We start from the raw sequence: 19,628 nt of genomic DNA on the forward strand, positions 1-19,628 counted from the left end.
AGGCTGTTGTTCTGGAGCAACTTGCCCGACTCGATCAGTGCGCAGCAAATCGCCGACTTGTACCGCCGTCGCTGGAGCATCGAAGGGATGTTCCAGCGCCTGGAATCGGTGCTGGACAGTGAAATCCAAACCTTGGGCAACCCTAAGGCGGCCCTGCTGGGATTTGCGTCGGCGGTGCTGGCCTACAACGTCTTGGCCGTGCTCAAGCGCAGCGTTGAACAGGCCCATCGCCAGACCGTGCCCGACGATTGGGAAGCATCGATTTTCCACCTGACGGTACAGGTACGCAGCGGATATGAGGGCATGCAGATTGCTTTGCCGCCAGAGCCCTTATCGATCCCCATCCCCGAAGATGGGCTGGCCCCGTACCTACTGATGCTGGCGAAAAACGTCTTACCCAAAGCCGTCGCCAAGAGCAAACGGGGCCCGAAGGTGCCCAAATCCAAAGAGTGGCTGGAAGGCAAAGCCGCGAATGCTCACGTGTCGACGGATCGGGTGCTCAAGGCCGCTAAAGCCAAAAGACCTTGAAAGGGCTGGCCCTTACGGCGGGTCACTTTTGAGAAGCCCGGAAGCCGGCCCAGTCAAAAGTAAACAAAACGCTTCAGCCCCACCACTTGGCACCTCGCCTAGGCTCGGTGTGCCCTCACTCCGGCATTGCTCCGTGGGCCCGCCGCGAAGGGCCATCCATGGCCCCGCGCGGCTATCCCGGCATCCATGCCGGGATGCCCACTGCGCAATACCTGCGTTCGGCCAGCGTGGTTAACGGGGCGCCGAGATCAACGTTCACCGCGAGGCGGCCTAACAGCCGACCTGGCTCTTGGTGAGACCGCGTTTCTCCTGTGGGAGCGAGCTTGCTCGCGATTGCAATTCATCATTCAATTCAAATATTGACTGACACACCGCTATCGCGAGCAAGCTCGCTCCCACAATAAGATCGGGTACGGCCGGAGAGATAGGCCGGCTGCCAGGCCGCCTCGCTTTTGATCTTGATCTTGATCTTGATCTTGATCTTGATCTGGGGCGCCCCGTTAACCACGATGGCCGAACACAGGCATTGCGCAGTGGGCACCTCGGCATGGATGCCGAGGTAGCCGCGCGGGGCCATGGATGGCCCTTCGCGGCGGCCCACGGAGCAATGCCGGAGTGAGGGTATGCCGAGCCTAAGCGAGGCACCGAGTGGTGGGGCAAGAGCGTTTTGGTTACTTTTGACTGGGCCGGCTTCCGGGCTTTTCAAAAGTGACCCGCCGTCAGGGCGGAACCCTAAGCAGCCGTTACCGCAGCAAAGGATATGTACCCAATCCAACCCAACACCAACACCAAAGAAAACGGCGCCTTCCCCTACCTCGGAAAAAGCGCCGTATCCTTAAGTGAACAGCATTACGCTCAATGCGCAGCGTTCTTGTACCTCACCAGACAGCGTCCGGCTTACAGCGCCATGTCAGCCGCTGGGTTGGCCTCACGGGGAGCCCCCGGCTTGGCCGGTGCCGCGGTGGTGCCTGGCTTGCCGATTGCCGGTGGCGGGTCCAGTTGCAGGACGTCGCTGGTGTAAGCCCATTCCTGGGCTACACGCTCAGGGCTATCGTTGAGCTTGGTGCCGTAGCTCGGCACGATCTGGTGCAGTTTTTCCTGCCAGGCCGGGCTGGCGACCTTGTCCTTGAAGACCTTCTCAAGCACGGTCAGCATGATCGGTGCGGCAGTCGAGGCGCCTGGCGAGGCACCCAGCAGGCCGGCGATGCTGCCGTCCTGGGACGCGACCACTTCGGTGCCGAGTTTAAGCACGCCGCCCTTCTCTTCGTCACGCTTGATGATCTGCACGCGCTGGCCAGCCTGCCACAGGCGCCAGTCTTCCTGCTTGGCCTCCGGGAAGTACTCTTTCAGGGCGTTGAAGCGATCTTCATCCGACAGCATCAGTTGACCGGCCAGGTACTCGACCAGTGGGTACTGTTCGATACCAACCTTGGTCATCGGCCACACGTTGTGAGTGGTGGTGCTGGTCAGCAGGTCGAAGTACGAACCGTTCTTCAGGAACTTGGTGGAGAAGGTTGCGAACGGGCCAAACAGGATCACGCGCTTGCCATCAAGCACGCGGGTGTCCAGGTGCGGAACCGACATCGGCGGTGCGCCCACCGAAGCCTTGCCGTAGGCCTTGGCCAGGTGCAGCTGGGCGACGGTCGGGTTTTCGGTGACCAGGAACGAACCACCCACCGGGAAACCTGCGTATTCACGCGCTTCCGGGATGTCGGACTTCTGCAGCAGGTGCAGGGCACCACCGCCTGCGCCGATGAACACGAACTTGGCGTCGGTCTCGGTTTCGGTACCGTCTTTCAGGTTCTTGTACGAAACGCGCCAGGTGCCGTCTTCGTTGCGGGTGATGTCTTCCACTTCGCTGGACAGCTTGAGGGAGAAGTTCGGCTTGGTTTGCAGATAAGCCGCGAATTGGCGTGTGATTTCGCCGAAATTCACGTCGGTGCCCAGTGGACTCCAGGTGGCCGCGACTTTCTGGCTCGGGTCACGCCCTTGCATCATCAGCGGCACCCACTTGCTGATCTGCTCGCGATATTCGGAATACTGCATGCCGGCGAACAACGGGCTGGCCTGGAGGGCTTCGTAGCGCTTCTTCAGGAACGCGATGTTCTCGTCGCCCCACAAAAAGCTCATGTGCGGCGTGGAGTTGATGAACGAACGCGGGTTCTTCAACACGCCGTTCTTGACCTGCCAGGACCAGAACTGACGGGAAATCTGGAAGGCTTCGTTGATTTCGATGGCCTTGGAGATATCGACCTTGCCGTTCTTGTCTTCCGGCGTGTAGTTCAGCTCGGCCAGCGCAGAGTGACCGGTACCGGCATTGTTCCAGCCGTTGGAGCTCTCTTCGGCAACACCGTCCAGGCGCTCGACCATTTCCATGGTCCAGCCCGGCTCCAGCTCATTGAGCCAGACGCCGAGTGTCGAGCTCATGATGCCCCCACCAATGAGCAAGACATCCACTTTTTTTGGCTCGGCGGCGTGCGTGGTCGCAAGACCCATCGCCATCGCCAGGCCCAGTAGCGCCGTGTGTGTTTTCTTCAACATGTGTGTATCCCTAGGATGAACGCCATTCCGTCCACCTGTCCTGATCAAGGATAGACCACGTCCATGGCCGGCAACGCCAGCAGGGCGGCTATCGAGAAGGACCGGAGGATGGACCTACAGGGCCGAGCAATACGTCGGCCTCTCGTTTATGTCTCTCCGGCGCTGACTTCTTGTAGGTCTTGGCTTCAGCTGGGGTGAGGGACGCTGCAAACGGTGTTCATCGGGCCAGACGTGGCCGTGCCCGATTGTCGCAGCGGGGGGAGTTTACATAAGGAAATAAACAGACCGAAGCGTCTTTTTACATTCCTGGCAAAAACGCCGACCAAATGACGGCATTTTGCTGGCTCTCGGGACCGATTGACCTATCCAAGCATCTGACTCAACACCGCCCGCAACTTGCCAGGCTTGACCGGCTTGTTGAGCAGCGGCGCATCCAGCTTGCGCAAGGCGCGGCGGCACTGGTCGCTGCGGTCGGCGGTGATGATCACCGCCGGGATCGCCTGGTAGAAATGCTCGCGCAGGTGCTTGACCACTTCACACCCCACGACCCCGTGATCCAGGTGGAAATCCGCCAGGATCAGCTCCGGCGCACGCCCTTGCAGCACATCAAGGGCGCCCGCTTCGTCGGTGGCGGTCAGGACTTCGCAGCCCCACTGCCCCAACAACGCCGCCATGCTTTGCAAGATGCTCAGTTCATTGTCGATCACCAACAAACGCCGCCCCGGCAGCGGGTTGCCGGCGACCGCCTGTATGGGCATTTGAGCAATGGGCAGCGGTTTTTCGGCTGACAGTGGCACCTCGATGCTGAACACCGAGCCACGCCCCGGACGGGAACGCACTTGGACCCGGTAGCCAAGGATACGGGCGATACGTTCGACAATCGCCAGCCCCAGGCCCACGCCTTTGCGGTCCGCCGCCCGTCCGACGTCCAGTTGATTGAACTCCAGGAATATCGACTCCAAGCAGTCGGCGGCAATGCCGCGACCGGTGTCCCAGACTTCCAGGCTCAACCGCTTGCCCCGACGCCGGGCAGCCAAGAGAACACCGCCCTTGTCGGTGTAGCGGCAGGCGTTGCTGAGCAGGTTGCGCAGAATGCGGGTCATCAATCGCAGGTCAGTCAGCACGGCTTCATCGCCAAACCGCACCCGCAGCTCCAGCCCGACAGCGCCTGCCACCGATTGGAATTCCGACACCAGCGGCGCCAGTAACTCATCCAGTCGATACGGAGCCAGGTCGGGCCTGACCTCCGCCTGGTCCAAACGGGAAATGTCCAGCAGGTCTGTGAGCAGATCTTCCGCGCCTTCCAGGGCCTGGTGGGTACGCTCAACCAGCACATGTTCGGCGGTGGGCAGTTGGCGTTCGCGCAACGTGGAAATCAACAGGCGGGCGGCGTTGAGCGGTTGCAACAAGTCGTGACTGGCCGCTGCCAGGTATTTATCTTTGCTGCGGTTGGCCGCCTGTGCGGCGTCGCGCGCGTCGCGCAACTGCTGCTCAATCAGCTCGCGCTGGGCGATCTGTTGTTGCAGGTTACGGTTGGCCTCCAGCAGCGCATCGGTGCGCTCGGACACCCGCTGCTCCAACTGGTTGTTGAGCTGTTGCAAGTATTGCCGGGCCAACTCCAGCTCATCCAGACGCGCCGCCAGTTCTGGGTAGTGGCTCTTGCGCGTCGAGTGATTGCCCAGCCCCAGAAGCCCTTCCAGGGCTTTCTGCTGCTCGTCAGAGGGCTTCGCCATAAACGACCTCGACATCCCGTTGGCTCGACTCCCGAGGATTGGTGAGGATGCACGGGTCGTGCATCGCATGCTGCGACAGGAACGGAATGTCCGAGGTGCTCACACCGTGCAGGCCCAGGGTCTCGTGGAAACCGATGGTGTGCTTGAGGGCAATCAGGTGTTCCACCAGCCGAGTGCGGATCTGGCGGTGGTTGAGCCCCCGGCAGTCGATGCCCAGCGTCTCGGCAATCACCTTGAAACGGTCCGGCGCCGAGTTGTAGTTGAACGCCACCACGTGCTCCACCAGTACCGCGTTGCACAAGCCATGGGGCAAATCGAGGAAACCGCCCAGGCTGTGGGACATCGCGTGCACCGCGCCGAGGATTGCGTTGGAGAACGCCAGCCCGGCCTGCATGCTGCCCAGCATGATTTTTTCCCGCAGGGCGATGTCCGCCGGGTTGGCGATCATCTGCACCAGGTTGCCGTTGATCAGGCGCATCGCTTCCAGCGCATGAGGGTCGGTCAACGGGCCATGACCGGTGGACACAAACGCCTCGATGGCGTGAACCAGGGCGTCGATGCCGGTACAAGCCGACAGGAACGGGTCCATGCTCAGGGTGGTTTCCGGGTCGATCAGCGACACGTCCGGTACCGCCGCCTTGCTGACGATGGAAAACTTCATGCGTTCTTGCTGGTTGGAAATGATCACGAACTGCGACACATCGGCCGAGGTGCCGGCAGTGGTGGGAATCAAGATCAAGGGTGGGCTGGGCATGTTCAGCATGTCGACACCCTCGAATTCGAGGATGCTGCGACCATGGGCGACGACAATGCCGATGGCCTTGCCGCAGTCCATCGGGCTGCCGCCGCCAATCGCAACGATGACGTCGCAATGGTTTTCCCGGTACACGTCGGCACCGAGCATCACTTCCTCGACCCGGGGGTTGGGCGAGACGGCGCTGTAGAGACAGTAATCAATGGCCTGGGCCTGGAGGCTGGCTTCGACATCGGCCACCCACCCGGCAGCGATCACGCCGGGATCGGTGACGATCAGCACCTTGCGTGCGCCGAACGTCTTGGCATAGTTGCCAACATTGTGCCGACAACCGGCGCCGAACATGATTTCAGGTGAAACGAACTTGCGCAGCGGGCTGAGACTCATCTTTTCAGGTACGTGGCTCATCGGTAAGCCTGTTCTTATTGTATTGGGATACCCTGAGCCTAAAGCATCCCACCGTGATTGCAATCAGACCAAATGGTGAGCCCGGCCTGAACGCGTCAGGCCGGGCCGGCACTCATCGGTTGGCGAAGTACATCGTCACTTCAAAGCCAATACGCAGGTCGGTGTACGCGGGTTTAGTCCACATGGGTCTTTCCTCTTCTTGTACCGGGCGATTCCGGCAAGGTCATTAATGCACGCCGCGCCCGGGGCTCGAATGCTACTTTCGAAGCGGTGGGTGGGGTGCGTTGGTAGCAATTCAGGAGAGCTACAAAACCCATTGTGGGAGCAAGGCTTATTGTGGGAGCAAGGCTTGCTCGCGATTAGTTGCCTCGGCCTGACCGGAGACCGAGTCGCCTGTATCGCGGGCAAGCCTTGCTCCCACAGCAAGCTCGCTCCCACAGGGTGTCGTGCTGTGTTATCGGGTTAGAAGAACCCCAACGGATTGATGTCGTAGCTCACCAGCAGGTTCTTGGTCTGCTGGTAGTGGTCGAGCATCATTTTGTGGGTTTCACGCCCCACGCCGGACTTCTTGTAGCCACCGAACGCGGCGTGCGCCGGGTACAGGTGGTAGCAGTTGGTCCACACGCGACCGGCCTTGATCGCCCGGCCCATGCGGTAGGCGCGGTTGATGTCGCGAGTCCACAGGCCGGCGCCGAGGCCGAACTCGGTGTCGTTGGCAATGGCCAGGGCTTCGGCTTCGTCCTTGAAGGTGGTCACACCCACTACCGGGCCGAAGATTTCTTCCTGGAACACACGCATTTTGTTGTGGCCCTTGAGCAGGGTCGGCTGGATGTAATAGCCGCTCGACAGATCCCCCTCGAGTCGCTCGGCAGCACCGCCGGTGAGCAGCTCGGCGCCCTCTTGCTGGGCAATTTCAAGGTACGAGAGGATCTTGTCGTACTGCTGCTCGGAGGCCTGGGCGCCAACCATGGTCTCGGTGTCCAGCGGGTCGCCGCGCTTGATCTTGGCGATTTTCTTCATGACTACGGCCATGAACGATTCGTAGATCGACTCCTGCACCAGCGCCCGGGACGGGCAGGTGCAGACTTCGCCCTGGTTGAAGAACGCCAGCACCAGGCCTTCGGCGGCTTTCTCGATGAAGGCCGGCTCGGCCTGCATGATGTCTTCGAAGAAGATGTTCGGCGACTTGCCACCCAGTTCCACGGTGGACGGGATGATGTTCTCGGCGGCGCATTTCATGATGTGCGAGCCCACCGGAGTGGAACCGGTGAAGGCGATCTTGGCGATGCGCTTGCTGGTGGCCAGGGCTTCACCGGCTTCGCGACCGAAACCATGGACGATGTTCAACACCCCTGGCGGCAGCAGGTCAGCGACCAGCTCGATGAAGACCATGATCGACAGCGGCGTCTGTTCAGCCGGCTTGAGCACGACGCAGTTACCGGCAGCCAGGGCCGGGGCGAGTTTCCAGGCGGCCATCAGCAGCGGGAAGTTCCACGGGATGATCTGCCCGACCACGCCCAGCGGCTCGTGGAAATGATAGGCCGTGGTCAGTTCGTTGATCTCGGCCGCCCCACCCTCTTGGGCGCGGATGCAGCCGGCGAAATAACGGAAATGGTCGGCCGCCAGCGGCACGTCGGCATTGAGGGTTTCGCGCACGGCCTTGCCGTTGTCCCAGGTTTCGCTGACGGCGAGGATTTCCAGGTTCTGCTCGATACGGTCGGCGATTTTCAACAGCACCAGGGAACGGTCCTGCACCGAGGTCTTGCCCCAGGCATCGGCTGCGGCATGGGCGGCATCCAGGGCCTTGTCGATGTCGGCGGCGCTGGAGCGTGGGAATTCGGCAATGACTTCGCCATTGACCGGGGACGTGTTCGTGAAGTATTCGCCGTTGACCGGCGCGACGAATTCGCCGCCGATGAAGTTGCCATAGCGCGGCTTGAAGGAAACGACGGCGCCTGGGGTTCCGGGTTGTGCATAGATCATGATGGGGCCTCTGCCTGGTCGATGCCTGTCACAGGACAGGCGATAGGCCGATGGTAGAGAGCCCCGCCTGCCGGACGAATGCGTCGTTGGCAGGGGGGACTCTCGTTATTTGGTCGTAGATTTTGCCGCGATCTGAGGTTGACCCGGGCTTTTTTGTGGGAGCGAGCTTGCTCGCGATGAGGTCGGCACATCCAGCATGGAGGGTGACTGATCGACCGCTATCGCGAGCAAGCTCGCTCCCACAGGTGCTACATTTTCCACAGGTTCTGCATTTGCCAGAGTTGGCTCAGCGCTTGACCACCAAGTCCTTCGGCAACTTGAAGGTCCAGAGCATGCCGCCCTGGTTGAAGTCCTTCACGCGTTTGGCCACCTCACCGCCCCACAGCGGCACCGCGCCGCCCCAGCCGGAGACCACGGAGACGTATTGCTCGCCGTCCATTTCCCAGGTGATGGGCGAGCCGAGCACGCCGGAGCCGGTCTGGAATTCCCAGACCTTTTCCCCGGTCTTGGCGTTGAATGCCTGCAGGAACCCTTCAGGCGTACCGGTGAACACCAGGTTGCCCTTGGTGGTCAGGACCCCGCCCCACAGCGGCGCGTAGTTCTTGTGGCGCCAGACTTCCTTGCCGGTCTTGGGGTCGATGGCCCGCAGCACGCCGATGTAATCCTCGTTCAGCGGCTTGATGGTGAAACCGGCTCCGAGGAACGCCGCGCCTTTCTTGTAGGCGATGCCTTCGTTCCAGATGTCCATGCCCCACTCGTTGGACGGCACGTAGAACAGCCCGGTGTCCTGGTTATACGCCATCGGCATCCAGTTTTTTGCGCCGAGGAAGGCCGGTGCGACAAACACCGAACTGCCTTTGGCTTCGCTGCCCGGCGCGCCCGGACGGCTGGCCTCGTTGTAGATCGGCCGCCCATCCTTGTCCAGGCCAGTGGCCCAGGTGATCTTGTCGACAAACGGGAAGCCGCGGATGAACTTGCCGTTGGTGCGGTCGAGCACGTAGAAGAAGCCGTTACGGTCCGCGGTCGCCGCCGCCTTGATGTCCTTGCCGCCTTCCTTGTAGTTGAACGAGATCAGTTCATTGACGCCGTCATAATCCCAGCCGTCGTGAGGCGTGCTCTGGAAGTGCCATTTGATGCTGCCATCGTCCGGGTTCAGGGCCAGGCGCGACGAAGAATAGAGATTGTCGCCAGGACGCAGGTGGGAGTTCCAGGGCGCCGGGTTGCCGGTGCCGAACAGCAACAGGTTGGTTTCCGGGTCGTAGTAGCCGCCCAGCCAAGGCGCGGCACCGCCGGTTTTCCAGAGATCACCCGGCCAGGTCTTGCCCGCCTCGCCGCCGGAAATACCATTCTCGATGGCTTTGCCGTCCTTGTAGACGTAGCCCATGTGGCCTTCCACGGTTGGGCGGGTCCACAGCAGGTCACCGTTCTTCGGGTCGTAGGCGCTGATCTGGCCCACCACGCCGAACTCGCCCCCGGCCACGCCGGTGATCAGCTTGCCGTTGATGACCAGCGGCGCGGCGCTGATGGAGTAGCCTTCCTTGTGGTCGGCCACCTTCTTGCTCCACACCACTTTGCCGGTGTCCTTGTTCAAGGCCACCAGCTTGGCGTCGAGGGTGCCGAAGAACACTAGGTCGCCGTACAACGCTACGCCACGGTTGATCACGTCGCAGCAAGGACGGATGTCATCGGGCAGGCGCGCATCGTATTGCCACAGCTTCTTGCCGGTGCGCGCATCCACTGCGAATACCCGAGAGTAGGAACCGGTGAGGTACATCACCCCGTCCTTGATCATCGGCTGGGCTTGCTGGCCACGCTGCTTTTCACCGCCGAAGGAGAACGCCCAGACCGGTCGCAGGTCCTTCACGTTATCGACATTGAGGGTATCGAGCGGGCTGTAGCGCTGGCCCTGGACACCCAGGCCGTTGGTCACGATCTGTTGCGGGTTTTTCGGGTCCTGGAGAATTTCCTGATCGGTCACGGCTGCAAGGGCCGAACCGGACAGCAGCATGGCACTGAGCAGCAGGCTCACGGCGAAGGGTTGGCGACGTGCGGGATGACTCATGACGGCTACCTCTGCGGTTATTGTTATACCCGGGAATTTTTCCCGGTCTGCCACAGATTCTTGGGCTCGGAGCCGTTGCCAACAATTGCCCGCTGTGTTGAGTTTTCTAGTTCCTTGGTACACATAGAGGAGTGCGTTCAGTCAGGGTCATGGGCATCCACCCGCTTCATCCCCGCCCGCTCATAGCGCGGATAGAGATGACTGACGCTGCGAATCAACTCATACCGACTCAGGCTGATCCCGGCAAAGCGCTCGGGGATGGGGCTGCGGATCATCTCGGCCATGTCGTCGCCCCGCGCCGCGCCATCGCGCATCAGTTGGTCGAGCCAGCCCAGGTAGTCGCGCATCTGTGCAAAGGGCCGGGCGTCGGTCGCGACCGGGCCGTGGCCGGGCACGATCTGCTTCCAGGGCAGGGCCTGCAAGGTGTCCAGGTCCCGGAGCCAGACCTCGAGTCCCGGGCTGTTGGGGGTGGTCAGGGCGCGTTCGTAAAACACCAGGTCGCCGGCAAACAGCACGCCGGTGGTTTCGTCGAGGATCGCCAGGTCGGCCCCGGTGTGCCCGGCCAGTTGCAGCAAGCGCAACGAATGGTCACCCACCCTCAGCGACCCCGCAGCCAGCTCTCGAGTCGGCAGCACCACCTCGGTGCCGCGCATCCAGTCGCCCACCAGCCGGTACATGTTTTCCGCCAGCGCATCACCCTGTTGCCGCAGCAGGTCGGTGGTGCCCGCCAAGGCGCCAATGGGCACGTCGCTGAAGGCTTGGTTGCCCAATACATGGTCGGGGTGGTGATGGGTCAGCAGGACCTGGATCACCGGTTTGTCGGTGGTCGCGGCAATGGCCTGGCGCAGCGCCTCGCCGTAGCGCTTCGACGGCCCGGTATCGATCACCACCACGCCGGCATCGGTAACGATGAACGCGGTGTTGACGATGTTGCCGCCGTTGGCCTTGGCAAAATTCTCGGTGCTGCCTTCCAGCAGCCAGGTGCCTTCGGCGATCTGCCGGGGCTTGAGTGCGTAACCCGTCCCGGCCCACGTCGGCCAGCACAGGCTCAGGAACATCAGCAACAACCAGCGCATGGCGCGCTCCTTGTGGTCAGGGGATCGCCGCCTCGAACGTATTGCCGCTGTTGTCGCGCAGCAGCAGGCGGGTCTGGCCCGGGCCTCGGATGTCGAAGCCCAGGTTGGGGTTTTCGCTGACCGCCGGGAACAGCTCCAGGCGCGCCAGCACCTGGCCGTCGGCGTCCAGCAGTTGCGCCTGGTTGAGGAAAAATTCCGGGATGCCGCTCACCAGGCCGTTATCCATCGGATGAGCCACCTGCAGGCGCAGGCGGCTCGAATCGCCCCGGGGATAGCGGGCGCCCAGTACCTCGCCCAAGTGTTCCTCCCAACCTGGCTGGGTGCGCACCACGCTGGGCGCGGTGCAGCCGCCACCGGCCGCGTCGATCAGCGTCGAGCCGACGTGCCACAAGCCATCGCGGGTCTGCACGGCGGCGCGCAACGGCGTGGCTTGCTCGATGCGAATGCGGATCGACAGCCAGGGCAGCACTCGCTCCCCCGGTTGGAAGTCGACGATTTTCGGCAACGGGTTCAGTTCGGCCCAGGCCAGCACCCGCACGACGTCGCCGGTGAAGGCCCGGGCATCTATTTCCAGTGGCACCTGGCGGGCGTCTTCGGCAAAGGGTGGCGCCAGCAGGCGCACCCGGTCATCGAACACGAACGGCGCGTCCCCCAGCAATTGCTTGTGATAAAAGGCCCACATCACCGATGGCACCGGGTCCTTCCCTGGCTCGACCGCCGCCCAGGCGGTCATTGGCAGGCCGCACCACAGCAGGCACCACATGACCCATTTCATCCCGGCGCTCCTATTGATACATCTCCGGCACTTCGTAACGCAGGCCGTAATGGGCATAGACGGTCTTGACGCTGCCGTCGCGGATCAAGCCTTCCAGCGCCTCTTCCACCGCATAGGCCAGCTGACGGTTGCTTTCATGCACCGCCATGCCGATTTCCCAACGTTGCTTGCCCATGTTCGGGTAGGCATTCTCCGCCAGCGCCAGTTGCGGATCGGCCGCCTCGTGCACTTGCCAATCGACCTCACCGCGCATGGCCATGACAGCGTCCACCTCCCCGGCCTGCATGGCCTTGAAGGCCTGGCTGACACCGGGGTAATGGTGGGTCTTGGCGCTGAGCATGCCGTTGAACACCGACGTCAGGTAGAACGACGGCACGCTGTCGACTTCAACGCCAATGGGGTGCTGCTGGAACACCGCGACACTGCCCACCGAATCCAGTCGGCGGCGGTCAAATGCCACCTGCCAGCATTCCTGCTGATAAGGGCCGAACATCACCACCTGGGCGTTTGCCAGTTCGCCGATGTCGTTGCGCCTTTGCACGTAGTCATGATCGTACGGGACACGCATCATCAGGTCGGCGAGTTGTCGATCGTGCAGCGGACTGCTGCGCCAGATGTAATCGCGCAGATCGTCATCGAGTTTTTCGCCCGGCGGTGCCCACATCAGTTGCAGGCGCACGCCAAGCGCCTTGGCCAGGGCCTGGGCCAGTTCCACGTCCACGCCCCTGGGTTGGCCGTGGTCTTCGAAACTGTAGGGCGCGAAGTCCTTGTAGACCGCGACCTTCAACTCACCGGCCGCGATCATCTGGTCGTAGCTGCGCACCTGCGCCTGCACCGCCTGGCCCCACAGGAGCAGGCTGCACATTACCCACGCGAACAGGCGCATGGCGATCACTCCTCGACGTGCACGCTGTCGAGATAGGTGCGCACCGCCCACAAGGCTTCCTGGCTCAGGTAGTCGGCCATTTTTGGCATGTAGACCCGGCCGTCGCGCACCGCACCGTGACGTACGCGCTCGACAAACCACTCATCACCGGCGTCGGCGGCGTCGAGCATGCGCAGGTCCGGGGCGATGCCGCCCGATTTGGCTTCCAGGCCATGGCAGGCCGCGCAGTTCTGGTTGTAGGCCGATGAGCCGATTTCCAGTGCCCGGTCGTGTTCAGGTGAGGCGCGATAAGGGTTCACCGTGGCCCAGCCGTCACCGTCCAGTGCGACACCGGTGTCCTTGATCGGGGTCAGACCCTTGGTTTCCACTGCCTGGGGCACTACGTTGCCATGGGCCCATGCGGAGCCTGCGCCGGTCAGCCCCATCAGTAATGCGGTAGCGATGATGGCGTTGCGTTTTGTTGTCATTGTTATGCCCTCTGGATTGCACGCAAGACCTCTGTGAAGAAGCCGTGCCGTCATCTTAGGAACCCCCTTGCCCCAGCCGAATGCTGCTTTGGTGGCCGGGGTCTAGTTCCTTGGTAGCAAGCCATCCGACGCAGGTCGTAAAGACAGTCGGTTCGGGAAGTCTTCCCGGCAAGGGCGGGACTTTTTCCGTATCGGCAACGTCGTGGCGCGACTCACCCTAGTCAGGCCAAAACCTTTCACTGGGAACTGCCTCCATGAGAATAAAAACGCTACCCGCCCTCTCCTCCCTGACCGTTGCCTTGCTGCTGGCCGGCAGTCTGTCGTCGAGTCCCTCGGCGCACGCTGCCGTCACCTGGGAAGACATCGCCAACGACCACCTGACCACCAAGGACGTGCTGCAATACGGCATGGGCACCAACGCCCAGCGCTGGAGCCCGCTGGCCCAGGTCAACGACAAGAACGTGTTCAAGCTGACCCCGGCCTGGTCCTACTCATTCGGCGACGAGAAGCAGCGCGGCCAGGAGTCCCAGGCCATCGTCAGCGACGGCGTGGTGTACGTCACCGGCTCGTACTCGCGGGTATTCGCCCTCGACGCCAAGACCGGCAAGCGCCTGTGGACCTACAACCACCGGCTGCCGGACAACATTCGCCCGTGCTGCGACGTGGTCAACCGCGGCGCGGCCATCTACGGCGACAAGATCTACTTCGGCACCCTGGACGCGCGAGTCGTCGCCCTGGATAAAAACACCGGCAAAGTGGTGTGGAACAAGAAGTTCGGCGACCACGCCGGCGGCTACACCATGACCGGCGCCCCGGTGCTGATCAAGGACAAGACCAGTGGCAAGGTCCTGCTGATCCATGGCAGTTCCGGCGACGAGTTCGGTGTGGTCGGGCAACTGTTCGCCCGCGACCCGGACACCGGCGACGAAGTCTGGATGCGCCCGTTTGTCGAAGGCCACATGGGCCGCCTCAACGGCAAGGACAGCACGCCGACCGGCGACGTCAAGGCGCCCTCCTGGCCCGACGACAAGACCACTGCAACCGGCAAGGTCGAAGCCTGGAGCCACGGCGGCGGCGCACCTTGGCAGAGTGCCAGTTTCGACGCCGAGACCAACACCATCATCGTCGGCGCGGGCAACCCCGGCCCGTGGAACACCTGGGCGCGCACGGCCAAGGACGGCAACCCTCACGACTTCGACAGCCTCTATACCTCCGGCCAGGTCGGGGTCGACCCAAGCACTGGCGAAGTGAAGTGGTTCTACCAACACACGCCCAACGACGCCTGGGACTTCTCCGGCAACAACGAGCTGGTGCTGTTCGACTACAAGGATAAGGACGGCAAGGTGGTCAAGGCCACCGCCCACGCCGACCGCAACGGTTTCTTCTACGTGGTGGACCGCAACAACGGCAAGCTGCAGAACGCCTTCCCGTTCGTCGACAACATCACCTGGGCCAGCCACATCGACCTCAAGACCGGTCGCCCAGTGGAGAATCCCGGCCAGCGTCCGGCCAAGCCATTGCCGGGTGAAACCAAGGGCAAGCCGGTGGAAGTCTCGCCGCCCTTCCTCGGTGGCAAGAACTGGAACCCCATGGCCTACAGCCAGGACACCGGCCTGTTCTACGTCCCCGGCAACCAGTGGAAAGAGGAATACTGGACCGAGGAAGTGAACTACAAGAAAGGCTCGGCCTACCTGGGCATGGGCTTTCGCATCAAGCGCATGTACGACGATCACGTCGGCAGCCTGCGGGCGATGAACCCCACCACCGGCAAGGTGGTCTGGGAACACAAGGAACCTCTGCCACTATGGGCCGGTGTGCTGGCGACCAAGGGCAACCTGGTGTTCACCGGCACCGGCGACGGCTTCTTCAAGGCCTTCGACGCCAAGACCGGCCAGGAACTGTGGAAATTCCAGACCGGCAGCGGCATCGTCTCCCCGCCAATCACGTGGGAGCAGGACGGCGAGCAATTCATCGGCGTGACCGTCGGCTGCGGTGGCGCCGTACCGTTGTGGGGCGGCGACATGGCCGAACTGACCAAGCCGGTGGCCCAGGGTGGGTCGTTCTGGGTGTTCAAGATTCCGAGCTGGGATAAGGCGACGGCGCAGAAATAACCTGACCCTCACCACAATCCCCTGTGGGAGCGGGCTTGCTCGCGAAAGCGGTGGTTCAGTTGATAGGGATTTTGACTGTGCCTACGTCTTCGCGAGCAAGCCCGTTCCCACACTTGCCCGAGTTCCTGCCATGAAATCATTGCCATTGCTGCTTCTGTTCATCGGCGCCCTTGCCCATGCCGACGACCCTGACACCCCCCTGACGATCAACGGCTGCCTCATCGCCGAATCCAGCCAATGCCCCGGCGCCAACCTTCGCGGTGCAAAACTGGCGAACCAGGACCTGCGCAAGATGAACCTCAGCGGTGCCGATCTGCGCGACGCCGATCTGCGGCACGCGCGACTGGACCTGGCCAATCTTGAGAAAGCCCAGCTACAGGGCGCCAACCTGACCCGTGCCAGCCTGCAACAAAGCAACCTGCGCCTGGCGGACTTCAGCGGCGCCACACTCAAGGCGATCCAGGGTTGGGGCCTGTTCGCCCAGGGCGCGCAATTCCAGCGTGCCGACCTGACGGCGGCCTACCTGCAATTCGCCCGCTTGTCCGGCGCCCGCTTGCACGAGGCCAACCTGCAGGCGGCGGACCTGGAAATGGCCTGGCTGAGCAAGGCCGACCTCAAGGGCGCCGACCTGCGCGACGCCAACCTGCAGGAAGCCAAGCTCGGCGAAAGCAACCTGGAACAGGCCAACCTGAGCGGCTCTCGCCAGCATTACGGGAATTTCCAGGATGCGAACATGCAGGGCTGTACCGGGTGCCCGATGTCGTGGGATCAGTGAAGACCTGATCGTTCCTACGCTCCGCGTGGGAATGTCTCAACGGACGCTCCGCGTTCGGCTCTGATCATTTCAGCCAGCCACCCGCACCACCCCCATATCGATCCCCAGATGCACCAGCTCGGCATGGGAGCTGACCTGCAACTTGCTCTTGAGCAGCGTCAGGTGGTTGGACACGGTCTTGGCGCTGATGCACAGCTGTTCGGCAATGGTGCGGGCGGGGGTGCCCTTGGCGAGCATGACGAAAATCTCCAACTCCCGTTGGGTCATGCATTGCAGGCGCGGGTCGACATCCTGGCGCGAGCTGGTGCAGGCCAGCTGCGTGGCCAGGGATTGCTCGATGTAGACATGCCCGGCCAGCACCCGGCGTACCGCTTCCATCAGCACCTGGGGTGCCGAATTCTTGGTCAGGTAGCCCGCGGCACCGGCGTCCAATGCCTGGCGCACCAAGGGCAATTCATCGTGCATGCTGAAGAACAACACCCGCAGCTGTGGCAGGCGCTGGCGTAGCCGGCGGGTGGTTTCCAAGCCACTGATACCGGGCAGGCCGAAGTCCATGATCACCAGATGCGGCACCTGCTCCTGGACCTGGCTCAACGCCTCCTCGCCGGTGGCTGCTTCGCGGACCTGCAGGTCCGGCATCAACACCCGCAAAAGGCTGGCATAGCCCTGCCGAACCACCGCATGGTCGTCCACCAACAAAATGTTCATCACGCCTCCAAGGCAATATTCAAGGCCAGCGCCCACCCGGCGCCAGGCTGGCTGACGATGCGCAGCTCACCGCCCAGGCTGCGCGCCCGCTCAGACATCGAGTGCAAGCCAACACCGGCGCGCGATGGTTGCGTCGCTCCGCAACCGTTGTCGCGCACCAGCAACCGCAGGCGCCCGGCGCGGTGTTGCAGGCGAATCCGCACCTGCGTGGCGCCGGCATGCCGGGCAACGTTGGTCAACGCTTCCTGCAACAAACGATACAAGTGGGTCTTGTCCGGACCGGACAAGGGCGGCAGCGTTTTGTCGATCCACACCTGACAGGCGATTCCCTGGTTGGCCTGCCATTGCCCGGCCAATAGCCTGATGGCCTCGCACAACGGCAGGTGCTGCAGCACCACGGGGTACAAGTCATGCACCAGCGCCCGGAAACCCAATTGCAAATGCTCGCAATGCTCTTCGAGCTGGCTGACGGTCTGCTCCAGCGCCAGGGGTTGATCCATCACCAGCCGCAGCAGGCAGGCGCGGGCCCGAATACCGGCCACGTATTGGCCCAGATCGTCGTGCAGGGTCTGGGCCAGTTGGGTGCGCTCCTGCTCCTGCACGGCCAGCAAGGCGTGGGTAAGCCGGGCGTTATCGGCCTGGGCCTCGGCCAGGGCGGCGGTCATGCGATTGAAATGCCCCGCCAGATGCTGCGCCTCCGGGATACCCTCAGTACCCAGGCGCACCTGCAGGTTCCCGGCTGACACCTGACGCAACGCATGCAGCAACTCATCGAGCAAACGCATGCCCCGGCGTACCCCCCAGCGAATCACCAACAGGCTGAGCGACAGCGCCAGGGCGCAGACGTACAACAGTTGCACCAAGGAATCGAGAATCTCGTCGATTTCATCGCGCGGGTCGACGGCAATCCAGGCCCGCCGACCGTCCGGCAAATCCACCACCTGGGCCGCAGGGCCGTCATCCAGTAACCGGCGGCCGAGCCAGGCCTTCATCCCGTCTTCATCCGCCGGGAACAGTTCCCCAGGGGCCAGCCAACGGACCCGCACATGCCGCAGGCTGCCGGTCAATCGCGGCTGGAGACTGGCCGGATCGCGCTCGGCGGTTTCGCGCAGGTAATGCACCACCGACCCGGCCGATTGCAGCTCGCGTTTTACATCGGCCGTGGCCTGGTGCAACAACAGGACTGCACAGGCCAGGGTGACCAGGGCGAAAAAGGCACAAACCCAGAGGTTGATGCGCCAGAGGGCTGACATGGCTAGCGCTCCAACCCTGAATTGACACCCACCCCCTGTGGGAGCGAGCTTGCTCGCGATGACGGCGGCACATCCGGTACTGAAGTTGACTGAACCACCGCTATCGCGAGCAAGCTCGCTCCCACAGAGGGGCTTGGAGGTTTCCAGGTTCTGGGACGATCAACCCCGATCAAACTCAGGATCAGCAGAAACGGCAGCAGCAACGCTTTGAGAATCCGCATGGTCTGTCCCCTCCTGGTCAATGACGATGCCTAGCATGCTAAAACCCCGGCCTCCAAGGTGAGTTACTACCTTGGTACTGCACCGGCGGTACTTTCTGCATATTTCCCCATGACCCTGGGCTTCCTATGCTGGCGCTACCTGCAATGGAGGATGTCATGCGCCGGCTCGTCAGCTACGCCCTGGTTTCTCTGCTGGCAGCGGCAACCGCTCACGCGGGCGATATCACGCCGCTGCAAGTGCGCATCGGCTACCTGGGTTATCGTCCCGATCCGGGCCCGTTGCTGTCCAACGTCATTGCCGAACCGGCCGATGCCGGGTTGCGCGGCGCTGAACTGGCGATCGTCGACAGCAACAGCACCGGACGTTTTCTCAAGCACGACTACCGCCTGGAAAGCGCCAGCGTCGACACTCCCGAAGCGCTGCTCCAGGCCGCCCGGGCCCAACACGACCAGGGTCTGCGGCTGTTCGTGGTCAACGCACCGGCCGCCAGCCTGCGCCAACTCAGCGCCGCCCTGCCCGACAGCCTGCTGTTCAACGCCGGTAGCCCCGACGACAGCCTGCGCACCACCGACTGCCTCGGTAACGTGCTGCACAGCCTGCCCGACCGCGCCATGCTCGCCGATGCCCTGGTGCAGTTCAGCGTCGTGCGTAAATGGCAGCGGGCCTTGCTGATCGTCGGCCAGACGCCCGAGGACCAGGCCTATGCCGCCGCATTGCGCCGGGCCATGAAACGCTTCGGCATGAAGATCGTCGCCGAGAAGGCCTGGCAGTTCGACAACGACCAGCGTCGCAGCGCCCAGGCCGACATGCCACTGTTCACCCAGACCGCCGAGTACGACGTGGTGCTGGTGGCCGACGAGCGCGGCGACTTCGGCGAATACCTGCCCTACCAGACCTGGTACCCACGCCCGGTGGCCGGCACCCAAGGGCTGACGCCCACCGGTTGGCACAAGACCGTGGAAACCTACGGCGCAGCGCAGTTGCAAAAACGCTTCGAAGCCCTGGCCGGACGCTGGATGAACGACCGTGATTTCGCCGCCTGGATTGCCGTGCGCAGCATCGCCAGCGCCGTGAGCAAACTGCGCCAGGACGACCCGCTCGCCATCCGCCATCTGGCCCTCAGCGACCAGTTGCCCCTGGACGGCTTCAAGGGTCGCAAGCTCAGCTACCGGCCCTGGAACGGCCAGTTGCGCCAACCAATTGCGCTGGTCCAGCCTCGGGCACTGGTCAGCACCTCGCCCCAGGACGGTTTTCTCCACCCTTCCAATGAAATGGACAGCCTGGGCTATGACCAGCCCGAAGTGAGCTGCCGTTACCCCTGATCGATAACAACAATAAGGAAAACC

16 protein-coding genes and 1 pseudogene are annotated in these 19,628 nt (G+C 62.7%); 4 read left to right on the forward strand and 13 right to left on the reverse strand.

The annotated features are described in order from the left end of the window. Nucleotides 1–528, forward strand: a pseudogene (locus KGA89_RS14860) (IS4 family transposase); the annotation flags it as partial. A gap of 352 nt (nucleotides 529–880) precedes the next feature. Here KGA89_RS14860 and KGA89_RS14865 read toward each other — a convergent pair. The 11 genes from KGA89_RS14865 to pedF form a co-directional block, all read right to left on the reverse strand. Continuing rightward, the gene (locus KGA89_RS14865) at nucleotides 881–1,105 is read right to left on the reverse strand and encodes a hypothetical protein (RefSeq protein WP_223471950.1); all 225 of its coding nucleotides are present in this window, start codon (nucleotides 1,103–1,105) and stop codon (nucleotides 881–883) included. 320 nt (nucleotides 1,106–1,425) lie between these two features. Beyond that, the gene (gene mqo, locus KGA89_RS14870) at nucleotides 1,426–3,069 is read right to left on the reverse strand and encodes a malate dehydrogenase (quinone) (RefSeq protein ID WP_223471935.1); all 1,644 of its coding nucleotides are present in this window, start codon (nucleotides 3,067–3,069) and stop codon (nucleotides 1,426–1,428) included. A gap of 362 nt (nucleotides 3,070–3,431) precedes the next feature. Further along, nucleotides 3,432–4,802, reverse strand: a complete 1,371-nt coding sequence (locus tag KGA89_RS14875) for a hybrid sensor histidine kinase/response regulator (RefSeq protein WP_223471936.1) — start codon at nucleotides 4,800–4,802, stop codon at nucleotides 3,432–3,434. Beyond that, nucleotides 4,786–5,943, reverse strand: coding sequence for an alcohol dehydrogenase-like regulatory protein ErcA (ercA, locus tag KGA89_RS14880; RefSeq protein WP_087945363.1), 1,158 nt, complete (start codon nucleotides 5,941–5,943; stop codon nucleotides 4,786–4,788). Before ercA ends, KGA89_RS14875 begins: the two co-directional genes overlap by 17 nt. Nucleotides 5,944–6,076: 133 nt before the next feature. Then, nucleotides 6,077–6,148, reverse strand: coding sequence for a pyrroloquinoline quinone precursor peptide PqqA (gene pqqA / locus KGA89_RS14885; RefSeq protein ID WP_003243383.1), 72 nt, complete (start codon nucleotides 6,146–6,148; stop codon nucleotides 6,077–6,079). Nucleotides 6,149–6,426: 278 nt separating this feature from the next. Beyond that, nucleotides 6,427–7,947, reverse strand: a complete 1,521-nt coding sequence (locus tag KGA89_RS14890) for an aldehyde dehydrogenase family protein (protein WP_003201456.1) — start codon at nucleotides 7,945–7,947, stop codon at nucleotides 6,427–6,429. Nucleotides 7,948–8,233: 286 nt separating this feature from the next. After that, entirely contained in the window at nucleotides 8,234–10,009 is a 1,776-nt protein-coding gene (locus KGA89_RS14895; RefSeq protein ID WP_003201454.1) for a PQQ-dependent methanol/ethanol family dehydrogenase, read from the reverse strand. A gap of 137 nt (nucleotides 10,010–10,146) precedes the next feature. Continuing rightward, a complete protein-coding gene (locus KGA89_RS14900) occupies nucleotides 10,147–11,085 on the reverse strand; it encodes a quinoprotein relay system zinc metallohydrolase 1 (protein WP_003201452.1) in 939 nt (312 codons plus the stop codon). Nucleotides 11,086–11,101: 16 nt separating this feature from the next. Further along, nucleotides 11,102–11,860, reverse strand: a complete 759-nt coding sequence (locus KGA89_RS14905) for a quinoprotein dehydrogenase-associated SoxYZ-like carrier (RefSeq protein ID WP_003201450.1) — start codon at nucleotides 11,858–11,860, stop codon at nucleotides 11,102–11,104. A gap of 10 nt (nucleotides 11,861–11,870) precedes the next feature. Then, nucleotides 11,871–12,746, reverse strand: a complete 876-nt coding sequence (locus KGA89_RS14910) for a substrate-binding periplasmic protein (RefSeq protein ID WP_003201448.1) — start codon at nucleotides 12,744–12,746, stop codon at nucleotides 11,871–11,873. Between the two features lie 5 nt (nucleotides 12,747–12,751). Next, complete coding sequence (gene pedF / locus KGA89_RS14915) at nucleotides 12,752–13,213, reverse strand: cytochrome c-550 PedF (RefSeq protein WP_003201446.1); 462 nt, start codon at nucleotides 13,211–13,213, stop codon at nucleotides 12,752–12,754. 254 nt (nucleotides 13,214–13,467) lie between these two features. Here pedF and exaA point away from each other — a divergent pair, with 254 nt between their 5' ends. Then, nucleotides 13,468–15,324: a quinoprotein ethanol dehydrogenase gene (gene exaA, locus KGA89_RS14920; RefSeq protein ID WP_223471937.1), complete on the forward strand. Its 1,857-nt coding sequence runs from the start codon at nucleotides 13,468–13,470 to the stop codon at nucleotides 15,322–15,324. Between the two features lie 130 nt (nucleotides 15,325–15,454). Next, nucleotides 15,455–16,099, forward strand: a complete 645-nt coding sequence (locus tag KGA89_RS14925; RefSeq protein ID WP_223471938.1) for a pentapeptide repeat-containing protein — start codon at nucleotides 15,455–15,457, stop codon at nucleotides 16,097–16,099. 69 nt (nucleotides 16,100–16,168) lie between these two features. On the opposite strand, the gene KGA89_RS14930 is transcribed toward KGA89_RS14925, so the two are convergent. Both KGA89_RS14930 and KGA89_RS14935 read right to left on the reverse strand, forming a co-directional pair. Then, nucleotides 16,169–16,807 carry a response regulator transcription factor gene (locus tag KGA89_RS14930; protein WP_043042249.1) on the reverse strand — a complete coding sequence of 213 codons (639 nt, stop codon included), beginning with the start codon at nucleotides 16,805–16,807 and terminating at the stop codon, nucleotides 16,169–16,171. Beyond that, nucleotides 16,807–18,060, reverse strand: coding sequence for an ATP-binding protein (locus tag KGA89_RS14935; RefSeq protein WP_114730937.1), 1,254 nt, complete (start codon nucleotides 18,058–18,060; stop codon nucleotides 16,807–16,809). The genes KGA89_RS14930 and KGA89_RS14935 overlap by 1 nt, the downstream gene beginning before the upstream one ends. 377 nt (nucleotides 18,061–18,437) lie before the next feature. On the opposite strand from KGA89_RS14935, the gene KGA89_RS14940 reads away from it, so the two are divergent. Further along, the gene (locus KGA89_RS14940; protein WP_028237022.1) at nucleotides 18,438–19,604 is read left to right on the forward strand and encodes an ABC transporter substrate-binding protein; all 1,167 of its coding nucleotides are present in this window, start codon (nucleotides 18,438–18,440) and stop codon (nucleotides 19,602–19,604) included. Nucleotides 19,605–19,628: the final 24 nt, after the last annotated feature.

Origin of the sequence: Pseudomonas sp. A-RE-22, from assembly GCF_019956035.1 — a bacterium.
Taxonomy (GTDB): Bacteria; Pseudomonadota; Gammaproteobacteria; order Pseudomonadales; family Pseudomonadaceae; genus Aquipseudomonas; species Aquipseudomonas brassicacearum.

Bases quoted from the DNA above. Each gene is read 5' to 3' on its own strand.
- KGA89_RS14865 (WP_223471950.1), bottom strand. From the start codon at position 1,105: ATGGCCCCGCGCGGCTACCTCGGCATCCATGCCGAGGTGCCCACTGCG.
- mqo (WP_223471935.1), bottom strand. From the start codon at position 3,069: ATGTTGAAGAAAACACACACGGCGCTACTGGGCCTGGCGATGGCGATG.
- KGA89_RS14875 (WP_223471936.1), bottom strand. From the start codon at position 4,802: ATGGCGAAGCCCTCTGACGAGCAGCAGAAAGCCCTGGAAGGGCTTCTG.
- ercA (WP_087945363.1), bottom strand. From the start codon at position 5,943: ATGAGTCTCAGCCCGCTGCGCAAGTTCGTTTCACCTGAAATCATGTTC.
- KGA89_RS14890 (WP_003201456.1), bottom strand. From the start codon at position 7,947: ATGATCTATGCACAACCCGGAACCCCAGGCGCCGTCGTTTCCTTCAAG.
- KGA89_RS14895 (WP_003201454.1), bottom strand. From the start codon at position 10,009: ATGAGTCATCCCGCACGTCGCCAACCCTTCGCCGTGAGCCTGCTGCTC.
- KGA89_RS14900 (WP_003201452.1), bottom strand. From the start codon at position 11,085: ATGCGCTGGTTGTTGCTGATGTTCCTGAGCCTGTGCTGGCCGACGTGG.
- KGA89_RS14905 (WP_003201450.1), bottom strand. From the start codon at position 11,860: ATGAAATGGGTCATGTGGTGCCTGCTGTGGTGCGGCCTGCCAATGACC.
- KGA89_RS14910 (WP_003201448.1), bottom strand. From the start codon at position 12,746: ATGCGCCTGTTCGCGTGGGTAATGTGCAGCCTGCTCCTGTGGGGCCAG.
- pedF (WP_003201446.1), bottom strand. From the start codon at position 13,213: ATGACAACAAAACGCAACGCCATCATCGCTACCGCATTACTGATGGGG.
- exaA (WP_223471937.1), top strand. From the start codon at position 13,468: ATGAGAATAAAAACGCTACCCGCCCTCTCCTCCCTGACCGTTGCCTTG.
- KGA89_RS14925 (WP_223471938.1), top strand. From the start codon at position 15,455: ATGAAATCATTGCCATTGCTGCTTCTGTTCATCGGCGCCCTTGCCCAT.
- KGA89_RS14930 (WP_043042249.1), bottom strand. From the start codon at position 16,807: ATGAACATTTTGTTGGTGGACGACCATGCGGTGGTTCGGCAGGGCTAT.
- KGA89_RS14935 (WP_114730937.1), bottom strand. From the start codon at position 18,060: ATGTCAGCCCTCTGGCGCATCAACCTCTGGGTTTGTGCCTTTTTCGCC.
- KGA89_RS14940 (WP_028237022.1), top strand. From the start codon at position 18,438: ATGCGCCGGCTCGTCAGCTACGCCCTGGTTTCTCTGCTGGCAGCGGCA.